The following is a 17083-nucleotide window of genomic DNA, read 5'->3' as shown; positions in this document are numbered from 1 at the left end:
GCCAGACTGTCGCCGTGACCCTCCGGCTCCTCCTCGTCCATGCCCACCCCGACGACGAGACGCTCACCCACGGCGCCACCGTCGCCGCCGCGCTGGCCCACGGCCACGAGGTCGACCTCGTCACGTGCACCCGGGGCGAGGAGGGCGAGGTGATCGGCGACGCCGAGCAGCACCGCACCAGCCACCGGGACGACACCCTCGCCGAGCTCCGCGAGGCCGAGCTCGCCGCCGCGCTCGACGCCCTGGCGGCGGGGACCGGCGGACGGGTCGCGCACACGTACCTCGACGGGCTCCCGGCGGCGGCGGGAACCCGGAGGCAGGCGGACCGGTACCGCGACAGCGGGATGGTGGTGCTGCCCGGCGGGCGCGCCGCGGTGCCGCCCGACGTCCGCCCGGACTGCTTCGCGGTGGCCGACCTCGACGAGGCAGCGGCACGGCTGGCCGGTCTGGTCAGGCGGCGCCGGCCGCACGTCGTGCTCACCTACGGCCCCCACGGGGGCTACGGGCACCCCGACCACGTGATGGCGCACCGGGTGACCCTGAGGGCGCTCGACCTGGCCGCCGACACCGCCACCGACACGGACGGCGCCGCTGACGCCGCCCCCGCGAAGGCCGCCGCCTGGACCGTCCCCTGGGTCTACGGCGCCGCTGCGGACGCCGACGCGCTCCGGTCCTGGCTCCGTCACCGCGCCGACCCCGCCGCGTGGGACCCCGACGGCCCGCTGCCGCACCTGTTCGTCCCGCCCGCCGACATCGACGCCACCGTCCGCGCCGGCGCCTGGCTGGCGTCCAAGGCCGCCGCGCTGCGGGCGCTGCCCAGCCAGGCGACCGTGCTCGACGACGCGCCGGGCTCAGCCGCCCTCGCCCTCTCCAACGACGTGCCCCAGCCGCTCACCGGCGACGAGGCGGGACAGCTCCTCCGTCCGGTGGCACCCGCCGCGGAGCCCCTCGCGCTCGCGGTGGACGACCCGCTGCGCGCCCTCCTGCTCCCTGCGGGCACCCGCCCCGCCGCTCCGCCGCACGGGTGACGGCCCGCTCACGCTGAGTGCGGGGCCGTCGCGGGGCGCTGCCCCGCGCGGGTGAACCGGGGTGCATACCCGCAGGTCAGAGCATCTGCGGGCTGTCGCGACCGGCTCGTCGGGGTGAGGCTGGTGCCCGCGGGTGGGAGACCCCTCCCCGTCACCCAGGAGGTCAGCATGAGCAGACGAGCGCCCATGGTCCGCGCGCGGTCCGGCCGGGACGTCGGCGTCGCCCGCGAGCGGCTGCGCCAGCGCCGGCTCGGACGCCTCGCGCTGGTCCTGCTGCCGGTCCTGGCGTGGGCGTCGTGGCGTGCGGTGACCGACCAGCCGCTGCTGCCGGCCATGCCCGTGGTCGACCCGCTGTACCTCATCGTCGGGGTGTTCTTCCTCGTCATGCTGCTGGCCCTGATCGGCACCCAGGTCGCCGCCCGGCGGAGCCCGCACGTCACCTACCGCCCCGAGGACATCGACGTCACCCTCGACGACGTCAAGGGTCTCGGCCCGGTGCGCGACGAGGTGGAGCGCACCCTCGACCTGTTCCTCGGCGGCCGCTCGTTCCGCGAAGAGCTGGGCGGGACCCCCCGCCGGGGCGTGCTCTTCGAGGGCCCCCCCGGTACCGGCAAGACGTACACCGCCAAGGCGATGGCCCGCGAGGCCGGCGTCCCGTTCCTCTTCGTCTCCGCGACCTCGTTCCAGTCCATGTACTACGGCGCGACCGCGGGCAAGATCCGCAGCTACTTCGCCGCGCTGCGGAAGGCCGCCCGCGCCGAGGGCGGCGCCATCGGCTTCATCGAGGAGATCGACGCGATCGCCACGGTGCGCGGCGGCATGCAGGCCAGCACGGCCTGGCACCCCGTCGGCTCCCACCACGTGTCCTGCGGCGGCCTGGCCGGCCTCGGCGGGACCGTGCTGTCCGGGGCGGCCACCGGCACGAGCACGGCGGGCCTCGTGCACCCGGCCGGCAGCGTCACCACGGCGATGACCAGCGAGGGCGTCGGCGGCGTCGTCAACGAGCTCCTCGTGCAGATGCAGTCCTTCGACACCCCGTCGCCGTCGCAGCGGGTGCACCGCTGGGTCGTCGACACCCTCAACCTCGTGCTGCCGGAGCACCGTCGCCTCGCGCGGCCCCGCACGCCGACGGCCGACATCCTCCTCATCGCCGCGACCAACCGCGCCGACGCCCTCGACCCGGCGCTCCTGCGCCCCGGCCGCTTCGACCGGCGTCTCGCCTTCGACGCCCCGGACAAGGGCGGCCGCCGCGAGATCATCGACTTCTACCTGGCGACCAAGCGCCACGCCCCCGAGCTCGACGACCCGGAGCGCCGCGACGCGCTGGCCGGGGTCACCCAGGGCTACACCCCCGTGATGATCGAGAACCTGCTCGACGAGGCGCTCATCGGCGCCATGGCGCGCGGTGGCGGACGGATGGGCTGGAAGGACCTCGAGCGGGCCCGCATGCTCGTCGAGGTCGGCCTCGGCCACCCCGTCGGCTACACCGCCCACGAGGAGCGCCTCATCGCCACCCACGAGGCGGGGCACGCGACCGTCGCCTGGCTCGTGGCGCCCGCCCGCCGGCTGGAGATCCTCACGATCATCAAGCGCGCCGGCTCCCTCGGGCTGCTCGCGCACGGGGACCGCGAGGACGTCTACACCCGCTCCCGCTCGGAGCTGGCCGGCATGGTGCAGATCGCCTTCGGCGGCCAGGTGGCCGAGGAGCTGTTCTTCGGCGACGTGTCGACCGGGCCCGGGGGAGACCTGGCCTTCGCGACGGCCACGGCGGCGCAGATGGTCGGCGCGGCCGGGATGGGCGAGTCGCTGGTGTCCCTCGTCGGTGCCGGCGGCGGGCCGTTCGGCGGCGGGCTCGTGTCGCAGGTGCTCGGCGACCGGTCGGCGCGCGCGGAGGTCGAGGCCCTGCTGCACGAGCAGAAGGGCGCCGTCCGCGGCCTGCTCGTGCAGCACCGCCACCTGGTCGAGGCGCTGCGCGACGCGCTGCTCGAGCGGCACGAGCTCGTCGGCCACGAGATCACGGACGTCCTCGAGGCCGCCGCGGCCCAGGGCCCGTCGCCGCTGGGCGACGTCCCGGACCTCCAGCCGGCCGCCGTCGAGGTGGTCGACCTGCGCTCCGTCGTCGGGACCCGGACCCGCTGACCGGGTCCCGACGACGGCCCTACCCTGGGCCGGTGCCGACCGCCGGGGACGACGCCCGCCGCCGTGGCGGGAGGTCCGTCCTCCGGGCGACGGCCGGTCCTACCGTGGCCCTGCTCCTGCTCGGCGCCCTGACCGGTCTGCTCGGCACCGCCGTCCACCTGGCCCGGGAGGGCGTGCTCGGCGTCCTCGTCCCGTACGGGGTGCTGCTGGCGCTGGGCATGGTGCTCGCCTGCGACGTCATGGTCGCGGCGGCCAGCCTGGGCAGGCGGCCGGGTCCCGGGCACGCCCTGCTCGCGGTGGCGGCCGGGCGGGGCGTGGTCCTGGGCCTGCTCCTGCTCCCCACCGCCGAGGGCGACCTCGTCCTCACCGGGCTGCCGGAGTCGACCGCCTGGATCCTGCTCGCGGTGCTGCTGCCCGCCTTCGCCGCCCCGATGGCCACGGCAGTCGGCCTGCGCGCCCGGCAGCGGTCGGCCGGCGGCCCGGCGCGCGCCCGGGCGGGGGCCACCCGGTGACCGACGGCCCCGTAACCGACGGCCCGGTGACCGACGGCCCGCAGTCCGACGCGCCACAGACCGGAGCGCCACAGACCGGCGCACCACAGACCGACGCGCCACAGGCCGACGGCCCGCAGCCCGCCGTCCCCGTCGACCGCGACGGCTTCCGCGCCGCGATGTCGCGCTACCCGACCGGCGTCACGGTGGTCACCGCCCGGGGCCGGCACCCGCACGCCATGACGGCCAACTCGGTCACCTCGGTGAGCCTGGACCCGCCCACCTTGTTGGTCTGCCTCGAGCAGGACTCCCGCGTGCACGACGCCGTGCTGGACGACGGCCGGTTCGGGGTGTCCGTCCTCGCCGCCGACCAGACCCGGGTCAGCTCGTGGCTCGCCAGCCGGGGCCGGCCGCTGGTCGGCCAGCTGTCCCGGGTGCCCACGGTCACGGGCGCCGTGCTCGGGCTGCCGCTGGTCCGGGGCAGCCTGGTCCGGATGGAGTGCGAGGTCGAGGCCGCCCACCCCGCGGGCGACCACACCATCGTCGTCGGCGCCGTCCGGGGCCTCGAGCTCGACGGCGACGTCGAGGACGCCGCCCCGCTCGTCTGGTTCGCCAGCGGGTACCGGGGCCTGACCGGCCCGCTCTGACCCCCGTTACCCATTCGTTCCCGACGGCCTGCCGCGGACCCACGAGGGATGCGCCGTCCGGCACCTATCCTGGCGCCGGGCGGGGGGACCCCCGCCCGGCGTCCACTGCGGGGTACCCATGAGCACGAGCACCACCTCCCGTCCGGAGACCGTCGGCTCGGCCGGCGGCCGTGGCTGGGTCGGGCCGCTGCTCGCCCTGCTGGCCGTCGCCGTGGTCGTCGTCGGGGTCTACGTCGGCGCCGCGTACGCGCTGGCCGACCGTGTCCCCTTCGGCACCTCGGCGGCCGGGGTCGACATCGGCGGCCGGTCCGCCGACGACGCCGTCGCCCTGCTCGAGGCCGAGGTCGCCCCCCGCGCCGAGGACCCCGTCGAGGTCTCGGTCGGCGAGGACGTCGACTCCCTCGACCCCGCCGCCGCGGGCCTGGGCGTCGACCTGGCGAGCACGGTCGGTTCGGTGACGGGCTTCTCGCTCGAGCCGGCGCGGATGTGGCGTCACGTCGTCGGCGCCGGTGACCTCTCGGTGGCCACCGACGTCGACGAGCCCGCCCTCGAGGCGGCGCTCGCCGAGGTCGCGGGCCGGCTGGGCGTCGAGCCGGTCGACGGGGACGTCACGTTCCCCGGCGGCGTGCCGACCCGCGTCGAGCCGGTCGAGGGCCGCGAGGTCGACGTCGCCGGTGCCGCGGCCGCCGTCCGCGCCATGTGGCTGGCCACCGACGGGCCCGTCCCGCTGCCCGCGGACACCCGCGCGGTGCAGGTCGGCCAGGAGGACGTCGACGCCGGCATGGAGCTGGCCCAGGCCGCGGTCGCGGCGCCGCTCGTCGTCGTCGTCGGCGACCGCGAGGTCGGGCTCGCCCCCGAGCAGTTCGGGCCCACCCTGGCGATGGACCCGGGCGAGGGCGGCACCCTGGGCCTCGCTGTCGACGGCGACGCCCTGCGTGCCGCGACCCTGGCGGTCGACCCGGCCCTGGAGCAGGCCCCCGCGGACGCGCGCATCGAGCTCGCCGGCGGCGCGCCCACCGTGGTCCCCGGCGCGCTCGGCCGCTCGCTGCCGGCCGGACCGCTGTCGCAGGCGTCGGTGGCCGCCCTCCAGCCGGGCACCGACCGCCGGGCCGTGGTCGAGGGCGCCGTCGTCGAGCCGGAGCTCACCACCGAGGAGGCGCAGGCGCTCGGCGTCAAGGAGGTCGTGTCCACCTTCTCGACGAACTACCCGGACAACCCCGACCGGACCAACAACCTCGCGGTCGCCTCGCGCACCATCGACGGGACCCTCGTCCTGCCGGGCGAGGAGTTCAGCCTCAACGACGCGCTCGGCGAGCGGACGACGGCGAAGGGCTACCGCGCCGCGGGCGTCATCAGCAACGGCATCCTGTCCGAGGGCGTCGGGGGCGGGGTGTCGCAGGTGGCCACCACGACCTACAACGCCGCCTTCTTCGCCGGCCTGGAGATCACGGCGTTCAAGCCGCACAGCCTCTACATCCCGCGCTACCCCGCCGGGCGCGAGTCGACGCTCAACTACAGCCCCCGGGTCGACATGGCGTTCCGCAACGACACCAGCACGGCGATCCTGATCCAGGCCGGGGTCGGCGGCGGCCAGATCACCGTGACCTTCTGGGGCACCAAGACGTGGGACGTGGAGGCCGTGAGCTCCGGCCGCTACTCCGCGACCTCGGGCACCACCGTGTACGACCCGTCGTCAGACTGCCGCGGCCAGAGCCCGATCGACGGGTTCACCATCGACACCACGCGGATCTGGCGGCAGGGCGGCGCCGAGGTCAAGCGGGAGACCGAGACCTGGCGCTACATCCCCGCCGACCGGATCATCTGCGGTCCCCGGCCGGCCGCCTGACCGGCGGCGGGGGGACGGGCTTCGCCAGCAGGACGGCACCGAGGGCGACCCGCACGACGCGGGCGGACTCGTCCTCGCCGGCGTGCAGCCTGTCGCGACGGACCTCGAGCCGGGTCCCGTCGACGGCCACGAGCGTGCCGAGGACGTCGGTGGCGCGCCCGTCGGGCAGCAGGTGGCGCACCACGACACGCCGACCCACCCAGCCCGGGAGACCGGCTGCGACAGACGGGTCCACGTCCGGCATCCTAGGGACGAGCACCACCTGACCCGCCTGCCACCACCCGAGGAGCCCTCACCGTGACCTACGTCATCGCCCAGCCGTGCGTCGACCTCAAGGACAAGGCCTGCATCGAGGAGTGCCCGGTCGACTGCATCTACGAGGGCAAGCGGTCGCTGTACATCCACCCCGACGAGTGCGTCGACTGCGGTGCCTGCGAGCCGGTCTGCCCCGTCGAGGCGATCTACTACGAGGACGACGTCCCCGAGCAGTGGAAGCCGTTCTACGACGCCAACGTCGAGTTCTTCTCCGAGCTGGGCAGCCCCGGCGGCGCCGCCAAGACGGGTGCGCTGGACTACGACCACCCCACGGTCGCTGCGCTGCCGCCCCAGGCCGAGGGCAGCTGACAGCAGGACCCGCCGGAGGACCCGGAGCAGCCGCCCGATGCCCTTCACCGGTCTGCCCGATTTCCCCTGGGACGCGCTCGCCCCGTACGGGGAGCGGGCGCGGGCGCACCCGGACGGCATCGTCGACCTGAGCGTCGGCACGCCGGTCGACAGCACGCCTCCGCTGCTGCAGGAGGCGCTCGCCGCCGCCGCGGACGCGCCCGGGTACCCGACCGTCGCCGGCACCGCCGAGGTGCACCGGGCGGTGGCCGCGTGGTTCGAGCGGGTGCGCGGCACCGGTCCGCTGCCGGGCCTCGGCGTCATGCCGGTGGTCGGGTCCAAGGAGCTCGTCGCCTGGCTGCCGTCCCTGCTGGGACTGGGCGCGGGGGACGTCGTCGTGCACCCGGAGACCGCGTACCCGACCTACGACGTGGGAGCCCGGATCGCCGGCGCGAGGCCGGTGCCGTCGGACTCCACGACGTCGCTGGGACCGGACGGGGCGGTGCGGCTGGTCTGGCTCAACAGCCCGGCCAACCCCACCGGGAAGGTGCTCCCGGTCGAGCACCTGGCCAAGGTCGTCGCGTGGGCGCGGGCCCGCGGCGCGGTCGTCGCGTCCGACGAGTGCTACTGCGACCTGGGCTGGACCGAGCGGTGGGACCCGGCCGCCGGCGGCGAGCGGGTGCCGAGCGTGCTGGACCCCCGGGTCACCGGCGGGGACCTCACGGGCGTCCTGGCCGTCTGCTCGGCGTCCAAGCGGTCCAACCTCGCCGGCTACCGGGCGGGCTTCGTCGCCGGGGACCCGGTGCTCGTGCAGCACCTCGTCGGCCTCCGGAAGCACCTGGGCATGATCGTGCCCGCGCCGGTCCAGGCCGTGCTCGCGGCCTCCCTCGGCGAGGACTCCCACGTGGCCGAGCAGAAGGCCCGGTACGCCGCGCGGCGGGCCGTGCTGCTGCCGGCGCTCGAGGCGGCCGGGCTGCGGGTCGACCACTCCGAGGCGGGCCTGTACCTGTGGGCCACCCCGGCCTCCTCCGACGGGCCGGCGGACTGCTGGTCGACCGTCGGGCGCCTGGCGTACCTCGGTGTCCTCGTGGCCCCCGGCAGCTTCTACGGCGCCTCCGGGGCAGGCCACGTGCGCGTCGCGCTCACCGCGACCGACGAGCGCGTCCAGGCCGCGGCCCGGCGCCTGCATGACGCCGCCCCCCGTACCAGCGGGTAGCCTCGGCACCCTCCGGAGCCGGCCCCGGCAGGCGCCCGGTGAGCACGACGTCCCGCAGCCCCACCGCGGGGACCGCACAGCACGACGAGCGAGACGACACAGCCGCCGACCGCAGGAGCACCGATGCCCGACGCCACGCAGACGTACGCGATCACCGGCCACGGTGAGCCGCTCCAGCTCCCGGTCGTGGAGGCGACGGACGGCTCGGACGGGCTCGACATCGGCAAGCTGCTGGCGACGACGGGCAAGGTGACCCTGGACACCGGGTTCGTCAACACCGCGTCCTGCCGGTCGGAGATCACGTACATCGACGGCGACGCCGGCATCCTGCGCTACCGGGGCTACCCGATCGAGCAGCTGGCCGAGGGCAGCACGTTCCTCGAGGTCAGCTACCTGCTCATCTACGGCGAGCTCCCCACCGCGACCCAGCTCGAGGAGTTCACCGGCCGGGTCCAGCGCCACACGATGCTGCACGAGGACCTCAAGCGGTTCTTCGACGGCTTCCCGCGCAACGCGCACCCGATGCCGCAGCTGTCCAGCGCGGTCTCCGCGCTGTCGACCTTCTACCAGGACTCCCTGGACCCCTTCGACAACGAGCAGGTCGAGATCTCGACCGTCCGCCTGCTCGCCAAGCTGCCGACCATCGCGGCCTACTCGTACAAGAAGAACATCGGCCAGCCGTTCCTCTACCCGGACAACTCGCAGTCCCTGGTCGAGAACTTCCTGCGCATGACGTTCGGGCTGCCCGCCGAGCCGTACGAGGCCGACCCGCTCATGGTCAAGGCGCTGGACCAGCTCTTCATCCTCCACGCCGACCACGAGCAGAACTGCTCGACCTCGACGGTCCGTCTCGTCGGCTCCGCCCAGGCGAACCTGTTCGCCAGCGTGTCCGCCGGGATCCACGCGCTGTCCGGCCCGCTGCACGGCGGCGCCAACTCCGCGGTGCTGGAGATGCTCACCACCATCCGCGACTCCGACGAGACCGTCGAGTCGTTCATGGAGAAGGTGAAGAAGAAGACCCCCGGCGTGCGCCTCATGGGGTTCGGCCACCGGGTCTACAAGAACTACGACCCGCGCGCGGCGATCATCAAGAAGACCGCCGACGAGATGTTCGAGAAGGCGGCCGGCAACGAGCTGCTCGACATCGCCAAGGAGCTCGAGACCATCGCGCTGGCCGACGACTACTTCGTCTCGCGCAAGCTCTACCCGAACGTCGACTTCTACACGGGCCTCATCTACCAGGCGATGGGCTTCCCCACGGAGATGTTCACCGTCCTGTTCGCCATCGGCCGCCTGCCCGGCTGGATCGCGCAGTGGCGCGAGATGATCGCCGACCCCAGCACCAAGATCGGCCGCCCGCGCCAGGTCTACACCGGCGCCGCCGAGCGCGACTACGTCGCCATGGACGCGCGCTGAGACTGCGGAGCAGCCAGCAGCAGCAGCAGCACTGGGCCGGTCGGGGGACATCCCGGCCGGCCCTCGCTGTACCCGGCCTCGCTGCAACCGTCCCCGCCCCTCCCGCGTAGAGGACCTGCGAGCGGGCCCGAGATCGTCGGGCGGGGTCGCGGCTCCGGTCGGGTCAGGTGCGAGCGGGCCCGAGATCGTCGGCCCCGCGTCAGCCGGTCGTGACCCGGACCCGCCCGTCCCCGGCCGCGGGTGCCCCGCCCTCGCCGGTCTCGACCACGGACCAGCCGGCCTCGGCCTCGCCCCGGTCCCAGACACGACCGTCCACCTCGACCCGGACCACGCGGTGCCGCTCGGCGAGCGCGACGGCCGAGTGGGCCAGCGCCCACGCCGTCCGGCCGGGCTCGGCGGCACCGGCGGCGTCCAGCACGACGGTCGCTGCGCTCGAGGGGTCCGCCTCCTCGCCCTCGGCCGGCGCCCCGGCCTCGACCGCGGAGGCCTGCCAGCCCTCGGTCGCCCAGGTCTGCAGCGCGGACACCATGTCGGCCGCGGCAGCGTCGGCCGGCTGCTCGCCGCCGGCCCGCTCCAGCGGCGGCAGCTCGCAGACCAGCGTGGCCGGGGACAGCCCGTACAGGCTGCTGGCCAGCGCGCGGCCCTCGCCCTCGTGGTCGGCGTAGGCCTCGGGGAAGCCGCTGCGCTGGACCTGCTGGGCGGCGTCGGTGATCTCCAGCTCGGTGTACCCGTCGATCTCGACCAGGGCGTCGTAGAAGGCGCCCGTGGCGTACACCGGGTCCTGGACCTGCTCCTCCGTGCCCCAGCCCTGCGACGGGCGCTGCTGGAACAGCCCGAGCGAGTCGCGGTCGCCGTAGTCGATGTTGACCAGGCCGGACTCCTGGATGGCGGTGGCGATGCCGATCGTCGCCGCGCGCGCCGGCAGGCCACGGCGGTCCGCCATGCCGACGACCAGCGCGGCGTTGGCCGTGCGCTCGGGGGAGAACTCGGCGCGCAGCACGCCGCCGTCGTCCGGCGCGGGCACCTCGGCGCGGCACACCGGCTGCGCGACGGGCTCGGGGGCACGGGTCCACCGGGACGCCAGCGCCACCAGGCCCACCACGAGGCCGACGACCAGCAGCACGACGACGACGAGCGCGACGAGCAGGCGGACCGCCCGGGCGCCCGCCGTCGGCGGCGGGGACAGCGTCCTCAGGAGTGCAGGGCGGGGTTGAGGTGGACCCCGACACCGTTGCGGGGCAGGGCCTCCACCTGGCCGGTCACCGAGTTGCGGCGGAACAGCAGGCCGCTGGCGCCGGTGAGCTCGCTGGCCTTGACCAGGGTCTGTGACGCCTTGCCCGGCAGCGTCCCCGGCAGCAGCGCGACCTTGGTGGCGGCCGTGAGGTACAGCCCCGCCTCGACGACGCAGTCGTCACCGAGCGAGATGCCGAGGCCGGCGTTGGCGCCGATCAGGCAGCGCGCCCCGACCCGGATCACCTCGGTGCCGCCGCCGGACAGCGTGCCCATGATGGACGCGCCGCCACCGACGTCCGAGCCCTCGCCGACGACGACGCCCGCGCTCACCCGGCCCTCGACCATCGACGTGCCGAGCGTGCCGGCGTTGAAGTTGACGAAGCCCTCGTGCATGACGACGGTCCCCTCGGCCAGGTGCGCACCCAGGCGGACCCGGTCCGCGTCGCCGATCCGGACGCCGGAGGGCACGACGTAGTCCGTCATGCGGGGGAACTTGTCGACGGAGGTGACGACGACCCGGTCGCCGGGGTGCGCGGCCAGCAGCCGGATGCGGGTCTCGGCGAAGTCTTCGACGGGGGCGGGGCCGTGGTTGGTCCACACCACCGTGGTCAGCGTCCCGAACAGCCCGTCGAGGTTGACCTCGTGGGGCGCGACGAGCCGGTGGCTCAGCAGGTGCAGGCGAAGGTAGGCGTCGACGGCGTCGGCCGGGGCGGTGTCCAGGTCGACGACGACGTCGCGGACCTCGCGGCGCACCCCGCGCGCCTCGTCGAGCCCGGCGAGCGGGAGCAGGCGCTCCTCCCACGCGGCGTCCACGCCGGCCTCGCCCAGGCGGGGGGCGGGGAACCAGGCGTCCAGCACGCGGCCGTCGGCGTCTGACCCGTGCACCTGCCCGTCGACGACGCTGACGAGTGCGGTCCCGGAGGCAGGTCGGCTCATGGGGGTGAGCCTAGACAGCCTCGGTGCCGTACCCGGCGCGCAGCCCGGCCAGCACGTCCGGCGTCACAGCCGCACCCGTCGCGGCCAGGCGGGCGACCTCGCGGAAGTAGTCCTCGTAGCCCGCCGGGGTGAACAGGCCGACGAACGTCGTCCACCGGTCGGTGCCGTTGCGGAAGCCGTGCGCGTGCCCGCGCGGAACCGAGACGATCCCGTCGGGACCGACCGTCCGGCTGCCCGCGGCGAGGTCGACGGTGAGCTCGCCCTCACGGACCTCGAAGTACTCCTGGTGGTCGTGGTGCACGTGCAGGGCGGCGCCGACCGTGCGCGGGGCCAGCCGCATCTCCACGACCGACAGGGCCCCCTCGGTGTCCGCCCCCGACAGGCGCACCAGCACCTCGCCGAACGGCAGCACGAGCCGCTCGCCCTCGCCGGCCGCGCCCACCACGACGTCCAGGTCGATGCTCATGCCCGCACGCTGCCACGACCAGCACCACCACCACCACGACCACGACCGCCACCACGACCAGGACCGCGGCGTCGGTACCGTCGACGGATGACCAGCTCCTCGTTCTTCCCGCCCGCCGCCCTGCCGCTGCCCGACCCGGTCGCCCTCACCCGGGCGCTCGTCGACATCCCCAGCGTGTCCGGCGACGAGGGCGCGGTCGCGGACGCCGTCGAGGCGCTGCTGCGCGCCCAGGCGCACCTGGAGGTCGTCCGGGACGGCGACGCCGTGCTCGCGCGGACCTCGCTCGACCGGCCCGAGCGGGTGCTCGTCGCGGGGCACATCGACACCGTCCCGGTCGCCGACAACGTCCCCGGCCGCCTCGAGGCGCCCGGGGAGGGCGACGACCCCGACGGCGGGGACGTGCTGTGGGGCCGCGGGACGACGGACATGAAGGGCGGCGTGGCGATGGCGCTGGTCGCCGCCTGCACCGTCCCCGAGCCGGTCCGCGACGTGACGTACGTGTTCTACGACTGCGAGGAGGTCGAGTCCGAGCGCAACGGCCTCGGTCGGCTCGCGCGGACGCTGCCCGGCTGGCTCGCCGCCGACCTGGCCGTGCTGGGGGAGCCGACCGGGGGCCTGGTCGAGGGCGGCTGCCAGGGCACGCTCCGGGTCGACGTCACCGTGCGCGGCCGCACCGCGCACTCCGCGCGCGCCTGGCGCGGGGTCAACGCGATCCACGCCGTCGGGGACGTGCTGGCGCGGCTGCAGGCGTACGAGCCCCGCCGCCCGGTCGTCGACGGGCTGGAGTACCACGAGGGCCTGCAGGCGGTCGGGATCCGCGGCGGCATCGCGGGCAACATGGTCCCGGACGTCTGCACCGTGCACGTCAACCACCGCTTCGCCCCCGACCGCAGCTCAGCGGAGGCGTTCGCCCACGTGCAGGAGGTCTTCGCCGGCCTCGACGTGGAGCTCGAGCTGCTCGACGTCGCCGAGGGCGCCCGCCCGGGTCTGGACCTGCCCGCCGCCCGCGCGTTCGTCGAGGCCGTCGGCCCGGTCGCGGGCGGCGCGCCTCGCGCCAAGCTCGGCTGGACCGACGTGGCCCGGTTCTCCGCGCTCGGCGTGCCCGCCGTGAACTTCGGCCCCGGTGACCCGCAGCTGGCCCACGCGGACGACGAGCGGGTGCCGGTCGCGCAGCTCGTCGCCTGCACCGAGGGCCTCGTCGCCTGGCTGCGCGGCTGAGGCGCCTACAGCCACAGGGCTCCCGGTGGACCGGGTGGCCCGCCCGGCGCGGCCGAGGCGCCCGGGCCCGCCGCGCCTAGGGTGGGCGGGTGAGCGACGAGGCTGGTGCGACCACCCGACCGGGGCCGGACGAGAAGGACTGGCACAGGCCGGGCCCGGTGGGCTTCCGGCGCGGGCAGACGCCTACGTCCACCACCGACACGCGCCTGCTGGAGAACCGGGGCGAGGCCGACTGGGTGCACTCCGACCCGTGGAGGTCTGTGACGCGCGCCAATTAGTTTCGCAGGTCAACGGCCTTCGTCTCAACGGCCCTTCGTCGGTGATCGGGTCGTAGCCACTCTTCGAGTGCGGCCTAGTTGTGCTCCAGTTCCCGTCGACCATGGGTCAGCGTCGACGGCTCTGTGTCTTGCGCCAGAGCGAGCGCACAGCCGCCGCCGCTCAGCTCGCGGCTTGTGAGACTCCAGGGCGGGGGGGCCCGGCGGTATCGCTCACGGTCTTCTAGGCGCTTGACAGCCAGCCTCTCCAGGGCACCTGGGCGGGCGCCATGTTCGCGCAGCTTCGGCACGGGGGTCTTCCGGGGAGTCATCTGACTCGGGGCATCTACGCGACTGTTGCCGGGTGGGGCGCCCGGTCTGCCCGGCTTCGTCAACGACCTTGTCAGCACGCGCTGACGGGTACTGACAGGGGTCCAACTTTGCCAGTACGGTCCGCTGGTTCCCGAACAACGGGTTCGGGGGGGGACGAGGGGAACGACATGTACCTGAGGACCAGTCGACGTGCGGGCGTCATGCTTGCGGCGGTCGCCGTCACCGCGACGATGCTCGTGACGCCGGCACAAGCATCGACGACAAGCATCCACAGCACCATCAGCGCAGCCGAGGCAGCCGTCCCGGCCGCCACGGTCACCCCCGACATCACCTCCGTCGCCCCCGCGCCCGCGGGTGCCGGGGTCAGGCTCGGCGGCCTCGACGTCGCCTTCGACGGCGGCGGTGCAACCAGCACGAGCGGCGAGCTGCTGCTGTCCGGCGGGTCGAGCATGACCTATGCCGCGGACGACCTGGGCGAGGGGAACGCCCGCCTGTCTGCAGTGCTGCAGAACTCCAGTGCCAGGGCCAGCTGGACTTTCCGCGGCGCTGAGCTGCAGACCTTCACAGAGGCGGGCATCCAGACAATCTCAGTGGTCAAGGACAACGAGCTCGTCGGCACCATCGAAGCCCCCTGGGCCGTGGACGCCAACGGCGTCGCGGTCCCCACGCACTACGAGGTGCGCGGGCCCAAGCTCATCCAGGTCGTTGAGACCGACGCCAACACGGCCTTCCCGGTCGTCGCCGACCCGACCGTCAAGACCCGCTGGTATGGCTTCACCTGGTACTTCACCAAGAACGAGTCCTACATCATGATGGGGAACGCGTTGGGCTGCGTGGGCCTGCTGAACAAGTCCCCGCACCCCGCGGGTAAGGCGCTCGCCCTCGGTTGTGGGGTGTTCGCCGGAATCAGCACCGGTCAGCTGGCCGGTGGGAAGTGCCTGCGGGTCAACCACCACCCCCTCCCCGGCAATGCCATGTACCCGTGGTTCGGGACCTGCTGACATGCTGGGGGTCGTGCTGCTCGGCGTCCTGATCGTCAGCCTCGGCGTCGGCCTGGCCTACCAGGCCCTCCCGCCCCGGTTCGCGCTGCCGCTGTTCACGTTCGCCTTGCTCGTCCCGTACTTCGTGGTCCTGTACGTGATGGCCCGGGGCGGGCTCGACGCTGCCGAGGGCGAAGCCTTGGCGCTGGCAGCCATGATGGGCTTGGTGGGCTTCCTGGTAGGACCTCCAGCCCTGTCGCTGCTGCGGCAGGCCTGGCGTAGACGTACCGTCGACGTCTGATTGTCCGCAGGACCCGGCCCCCTCGCTCTTCCGGGCGAGGGGGCCTCTTCATGTCCGGTGTTCGGGAATCGGCACCCGGGGGGCAGGGGAACTCGATGGGAAGATCCGGCAGCTGAGCGGCGGGTAGGCGGTGGCCGTGTCGAGAGCGTTCCGAGCGCCGACACGGGCGAGGTTCGTACAGTGGGCCTCGCGGTTGTGCGCGCACGCCTGAACGCCAATTGGGGCATCACCCAGGATGGGCCGTCGAGGCTGATCAAGAGGACGGCGCTCCCAAGGTGGCCCGGCACCGAAGACAAGGGCGCTGACCCCTAGCCCGCCGGGCATCGTCCGGTCCTCTGCCGTGCACGTGCGGTCAACGAGCGTGCCGTCGTCCGTCCCTCTGCGCGAGCCTCAGCCGACGCCTTCGCGGCCGAGCGGCCGCAATCAGGCATGTCGCTGGATGAGGTGGCGGATCTTCTAGGCCTTCCGCACCAGCCTTGGCTTGATCGAACGTCGCCAGGGGGTGATCGTGGACACCGCCGGTCGAGTGGCCGCAGCGCTCGGACTTCGCCTAGGTGCACCCGCCTTCGCCCAGGAAAGCGGTGAGCAGGTGATTAGCCAACGGGTGTGATCTGCACCAGACCGAGACCCCGGTGGGTTCACGGACGATCTCGATCCGTTCGTGATGCCGCGAGCGACGGCCGCGCCGGTGATAGTGCGACGCCAGGATGAGGCAGGGGGGTGTTACCGACGCTCTCGGCCACCATGATCGGAGCGGAAGCGTTGCCGTCGTGGCGATCCTCCAGCGCCTGGGCGACTCGCAGGGCCGCAGCGAGAATGTGTCTCGGGACCTCTGTCTGGCTCACGCGGACGCGCTTCGGCGCCGCAGCTGCGTTCTCGGCTCCGGTGTTGGTCATGCTGACCCCTCCCCTAGTCGTCGGGAGTCCTGCATCGCTGAAAGGATTGTGACCCGCTTGTCGACCTAGTCGCGGGGCTTGTCTGTCTGCCGCCCGTTGGAGCCAGGGCAGTCGCTCAGCGTCTGTGACGATGCGTGCACTACGGAGTGCAACCGGTGCTCATGGGCGTCTACATCGAAGGCTCTAGGCTGCCTGCGTGACAGATTCAGAGCCTGGCGACGCGGGGAGTGGCGGGTCGGTCGGCCCCCTGGTCACCGACGATGCGTCTGCTTGGCACCGGCAGGGCCCGGTGGGGTTCCGGCGCGGGCAGACGCCGACGTCCACCACCGACACGCGCCTGCTGGAGAACCGGGGCGAGGCCGACTGGGTGCACTCCGACCCGTGGCGCGTGCTCCGGATCCAGAGCGAGTTCGTCGAGGGCTTCGGTGCCCTCGCCGAGCTCGGTCCCGCGGTGTCGGTGTTCGGCTCGGCGCGCACCGCGGTCGACACCGAGGTCTACCGCACGGGCATGGACATCGGCCGGCGGCTCGTGGCCGAGGGGTTCGCCGTCATCACCGGCGGCGGGCCGGGCCTCATGGAGGCCGCCAACCGCGGCGCCTGCGAGGCCGGCGGGACGTCGGTGGGCCTGGGGATCGAGCTGCCGCACGAGCAGGGCATGAACGACTGGGTCGACCTGGCCGTCAACTTCCGCTACTTCTTCGCCCGCAAGACGATGTTCCTCAAGTACAGCCAGGGCTTCGTCGTCCTGCCGGGCGGCTGGGGCACCCTCGACGAGCTGTTCGAGGCGCTCACCCTGGTCCAGACCGGGAAGGTCCGCGCCTTCCCCGTCTGCCTGGTCGGCACCGAGTACTGGGGCGGGCTGCTCGACTGGGTCCGCGGCACCCAGCTGGACGCGGGGACCATCTCCACCCAGGACCTCGACCTGGTGACGCTCACCGACGACCCCGCCGAGGCCGTCGCGCTCATGGTGGCGGCCCGGGAGCAGCACCCGACCTCGTGAGGTGACGGGGCCGGGTCCGCGCCGTTTCGACGCCGTGACGACCCCGCCCCCGGTGTGACGATCGCCCGCCCGTCCCCGCA

The 17083-nt window shown here is 74.0% G+C and carries 17 protein-coding genes; 13 read left to right on the top strand and 4 right to left on the bottom strand.

Annotated elements, in window-relative coordinates:
• Positions 1 to 14 precede the first annotated feature (14 nt).
• From WCS02_RS02260 to WCS02_RS02240, 5 genes are all read left to right on the top strand, one after another.
• Complete coding sequence (locus tag WCS02_RS02260) at positions 15 to 1028, top strand: PIG-L family deacetylase (RefSeq protein ID WP_340289128.1); 1014 nt, start codon at positions 15 to 17, stop codon at positions 1026 to 1028.
• Positions 1029 to 1196: 168 nt separating this feature from the next.
• Positions 1197 to 3167: an AAA family ATPase gene (locus WCS02_RS02255; protein WP_340289125.1), complete on the top strand. Its 1971-nt coding sequence runs from the start codon at positions 1197 to 1199 to the stop codon at positions 3165 to 3167.
• A gap of 32 nt (positions 3168 to 3199) precedes the next feature.
• Positions 3200 to 3679 carry a hypothetical protein gene (locus tag WCS02_RS02250; RefSeq protein ID WP_340289122.1) on the top strand — a complete coding sequence of 160 codons (480 nt, stop codon included), beginning with the start codon at positions 3200 to 3202 and terminating at the stop codon, positions 3677 to 3679.
• The gene (locus tag WCS02_RS02245; protein ID WP_340289119.1) at positions 3676 to 4305 is read left to right on the top strand and encodes a flavin reductase family protein; all 630 of its coding nucleotides are present in this window, start codon (positions 3676 to 3678) and stop codon (positions 4303 to 4305) included. Before WCS02_RS02250 ends, WCS02_RS02245 begins: the two co-directional genes overlap by 4 nt.
• 118 nt (positions 4306 to 4423) lie before the next feature.
• Positions 4424 to 6151, top strand: coding sequence for a VanW family protein (locus WCS02_RS02240; RefSeq protein ID WP_340289116.1), 1728 nt, complete (start codon positions 4424 to 4426; stop codon positions 6149 to 6151).
• Here WCS02_RS02240 and WCS02_RS02235 read toward each other — a convergent pair.
• Positions 6123 to 6386: a hypothetical protein gene (locus WCS02_RS02235; protein WP_340289114.1), complete on the bottom strand. Its 264-nt coding sequence runs from the start codon at positions 6384 to 6386 to the stop codon at positions 6123 to 6125. The two genes, WCS02_RS02240 and WCS02_RS02235, sit on opposite strands and share 29 nt — an antisense overlap.
• A 62-nt stretch (positions 6387 to 6448) precedes the next feature.
• Here WCS02_RS02235 and fdxA point away from each other — a divergent pair, with 62 nt between their 5' ends.
• The 3 genes from fdxA to WCS02_RS02220 all read left to right on the top strand — a co-directional run bounded on the left by fdxA (position 6449) and on the right by WCS02_RS02220 (position 9386).
• The gene (gene fdxA, locus WCS02_RS02230) at positions 6449 to 6775 is read left to right on the top strand and encodes a ferredoxin (RefSeq protein ID WP_340289112.1); all 327 of its coding nucleotides are present in this window, start codon (positions 6449 to 6451) and stop codon (positions 6773 to 6775) included.
• Between the two features lie 37 nt (positions 6776 to 6812).
• Positions 6813 to 7970, top strand: a complete 1158-nt coding sequence (gene dapC, locus WCS02_RS02225) for a succinyldiaminopimelate transaminase (protein ID WP_340289109.1) — start codon at positions 6813 to 6815, stop codon at positions 7968 to 7970.
• Between the two features lie 123 nt (positions 7971 to 8093).
• Positions 8094 to 9386, top strand: a complete 1293-nt coding sequence (locus WCS02_RS02220) for a citrate synthase (RefSeq protein WP_340289106.1) — start codon at positions 8094 to 8096, stop codon at positions 9384 to 9386.
• A 199-nt stretch (positions 9387 to 9585) separates the two neighbouring features.
• Here the strand turns inward: WCS02_RS02220 and WCS02_RS02215 are convergent, their stop codons facing one another.
• The 3 genes from WCS02_RS02215 to WCS02_RS02205 all read right to left on the bottom strand — a co-directional run bounded on the left by WCS02_RS02215 (position 9586) and on the right by WCS02_RS02205 (position 12021).
• Positions 9586 to 10509, bottom strand: coding sequence for a hypothetical protein (locus WCS02_RS02215; protein ID WP_340289103.1), 924 nt, complete (start codon positions 10507 to 10509; stop codon positions 9586 to 9588).
• Positions 10510 to 10577: 68 nt separating this feature from the next.
• On the bottom strand, positions 10578 to 11555 hold the full coding sequence (gene dapD / locus WCS02_RS02210) for a 2,3,4,5-tetrahydropyridine-2,6-dicarboxylate N-succinyltransferase (RefSeq protein ID WP_340289100.1): 978 nt from the start codon (positions 11553 to 11555) through the stop codon (positions 10578 to 10580).
• A 10-nt stretch (positions 11556 to 11565) separates the two neighbouring features.
• Entirely contained in the window at positions 11566 to 12021 is a 456-nt protein-coding gene (locus tag WCS02_RS02205) for a cupin domain-containing protein (RefSeq protein WP_340289097.1), read from the bottom strand.
• Between the two features lie 87 nt (positions 12022 to 12108).
• On the opposite strand from WCS02_RS02205, the gene dapE reads away from it, so the two are divergent.
• From dapE to WCS02_RS02180, 5 genes are all read left to right on the top strand, one after another.
• Positions 12109 to 13239 (top strand): succinyl-diaminopimelate desuccinylase, encoded by a 1131-nt coding sequence (dapE, locus tag WCS02_RS02200; RefSeq protein WP_340289094.1) that lies wholly within the window; start codon positions 12109 to 12111, stop codon positions 13237 to 13239.
• Positions 13240 to 13328: 89 nt separating this feature from the next.
• Positions 13329 to 13517: a hypothetical protein gene (locus WCS02_RS02195; protein WP_340289091.1), complete on the top strand. Its 189-nt coding sequence runs from the start codon at positions 13329 to 13331 to the stop codon at positions 13515 to 13517.
• Positions 13518 to 13993: 476 nt separating this feature from the next.
• Positions 13994 to 14827, top strand: a complete 834-nt coding sequence (locus tag WCS02_RS02190) for a hypothetical protein (protein ID WP_340289088.1) — start codon at positions 13994 to 13996, stop codon at positions 14825 to 14827.
• A gap of 1 nt (position 14828) precedes the next feature.
• The gene (locus tag WCS02_RS02185) at positions 14829 to 15107 is read left to right on the top strand and encodes a hypothetical protein (protein WP_340289085.1); all 279 of its coding nucleotides are present in this window, start codon (positions 14829 to 14831) and stop codon (positions 15105 to 15107) included.
• 1143 nt (positions 15108 to 16250) lie between these two features.
• Positions 16251 to 17003 (top strand): LOG family protein, encoded by a 753-nt coding sequence (locus tag WCS02_RS02180; protein WP_422665411.1) that lies wholly within the window; start codon positions 16251 to 16253, stop codon positions 17001 to 17003.
• The last annotated feature ends 80 nt before the right edge of the window (positions 17004 to 17083 follow it).

The organism is Aquipuribacter hungaricus, assembly GCF_037860755.1.
Lineage (GTDB): Bacteria > Actinomycetota > Actinomycetes > Actinomycetales > JBBAYJ01 > Aquipuribacter > Aquipuribacter hungaricus.
This window is presented reverse-complemented; position numbering and strand designations above follow the sequence as displayed.

What these genes read in the sequence shown, in the direction of transcription:
- WCS02_RS02190 (WP_340289088.1), top strand. Translation starts at nt 13,994, where the DNA reads ATGTACCTGAGGACCAGTCGACGTGCGGGCGTCATGCTTGCGGCGGTC.
- dapE (WP_340289094.1), top strand. Translation starts at nt 12,109, where the DNA reads ATGACCAGCTCCTCGTTCTTCCCGCCCGCCGCCCTGCCGCTGCCCGAC.
- WCS02_RS02220 (WP_340289106.1), top strand. Translation starts at nt 8,094, where the DNA reads ATGCCCGACGCCACGCAGACGTACGCGATCACCGGCCACGGTGAGCCG.
- dapD (WP_340289100.1), bottom strand. Translation starts at nt 11,555, where the DNA reads ATGAGCCGACCTGCCTCCGGGACCGCACTCGTCAGCGTCGTCGACGGG.
- WCS02_RS02205 (WP_340289097.1), bottom strand. Translation starts at nt 12,021, where the DNA reads ATGAGCATCGACCTGGACGTCGTGGTGGGCGCGGCCGGCGAGGGCGAG.
- WCS02_RS02185 (WP_340289085.1), top strand. Translation starts at nt 14,829, where the DNA reads ATGCTGGGGGTCGTGCTGCTCGGCGTCCTGATCGTCAGCCTCGGCGTC.
- dapC (WP_340289109.1), top strand. Translation starts at nt 6,813, where the DNA reads ATGCCCTTCACCGGTCTGCCCGATTTCCCCTGGGACGCGCTCGCCCCG.
- WCS02_RS02255 (WP_340289125.1), top strand. Translation starts at nt 1,197, where the DNA reads ATGAGCAGACGAGCGCCCATGGTCCGCGCGCGGTCCGGCCGGGACGTC.
- WCS02_RS02240 (WP_340289116.1), top strand. Translation starts at nt 4,424, where the DNA reads ATGAGCACGAGCACCACCTCCCGTCCGGAGACCGTCGGCTCGGCCGGC.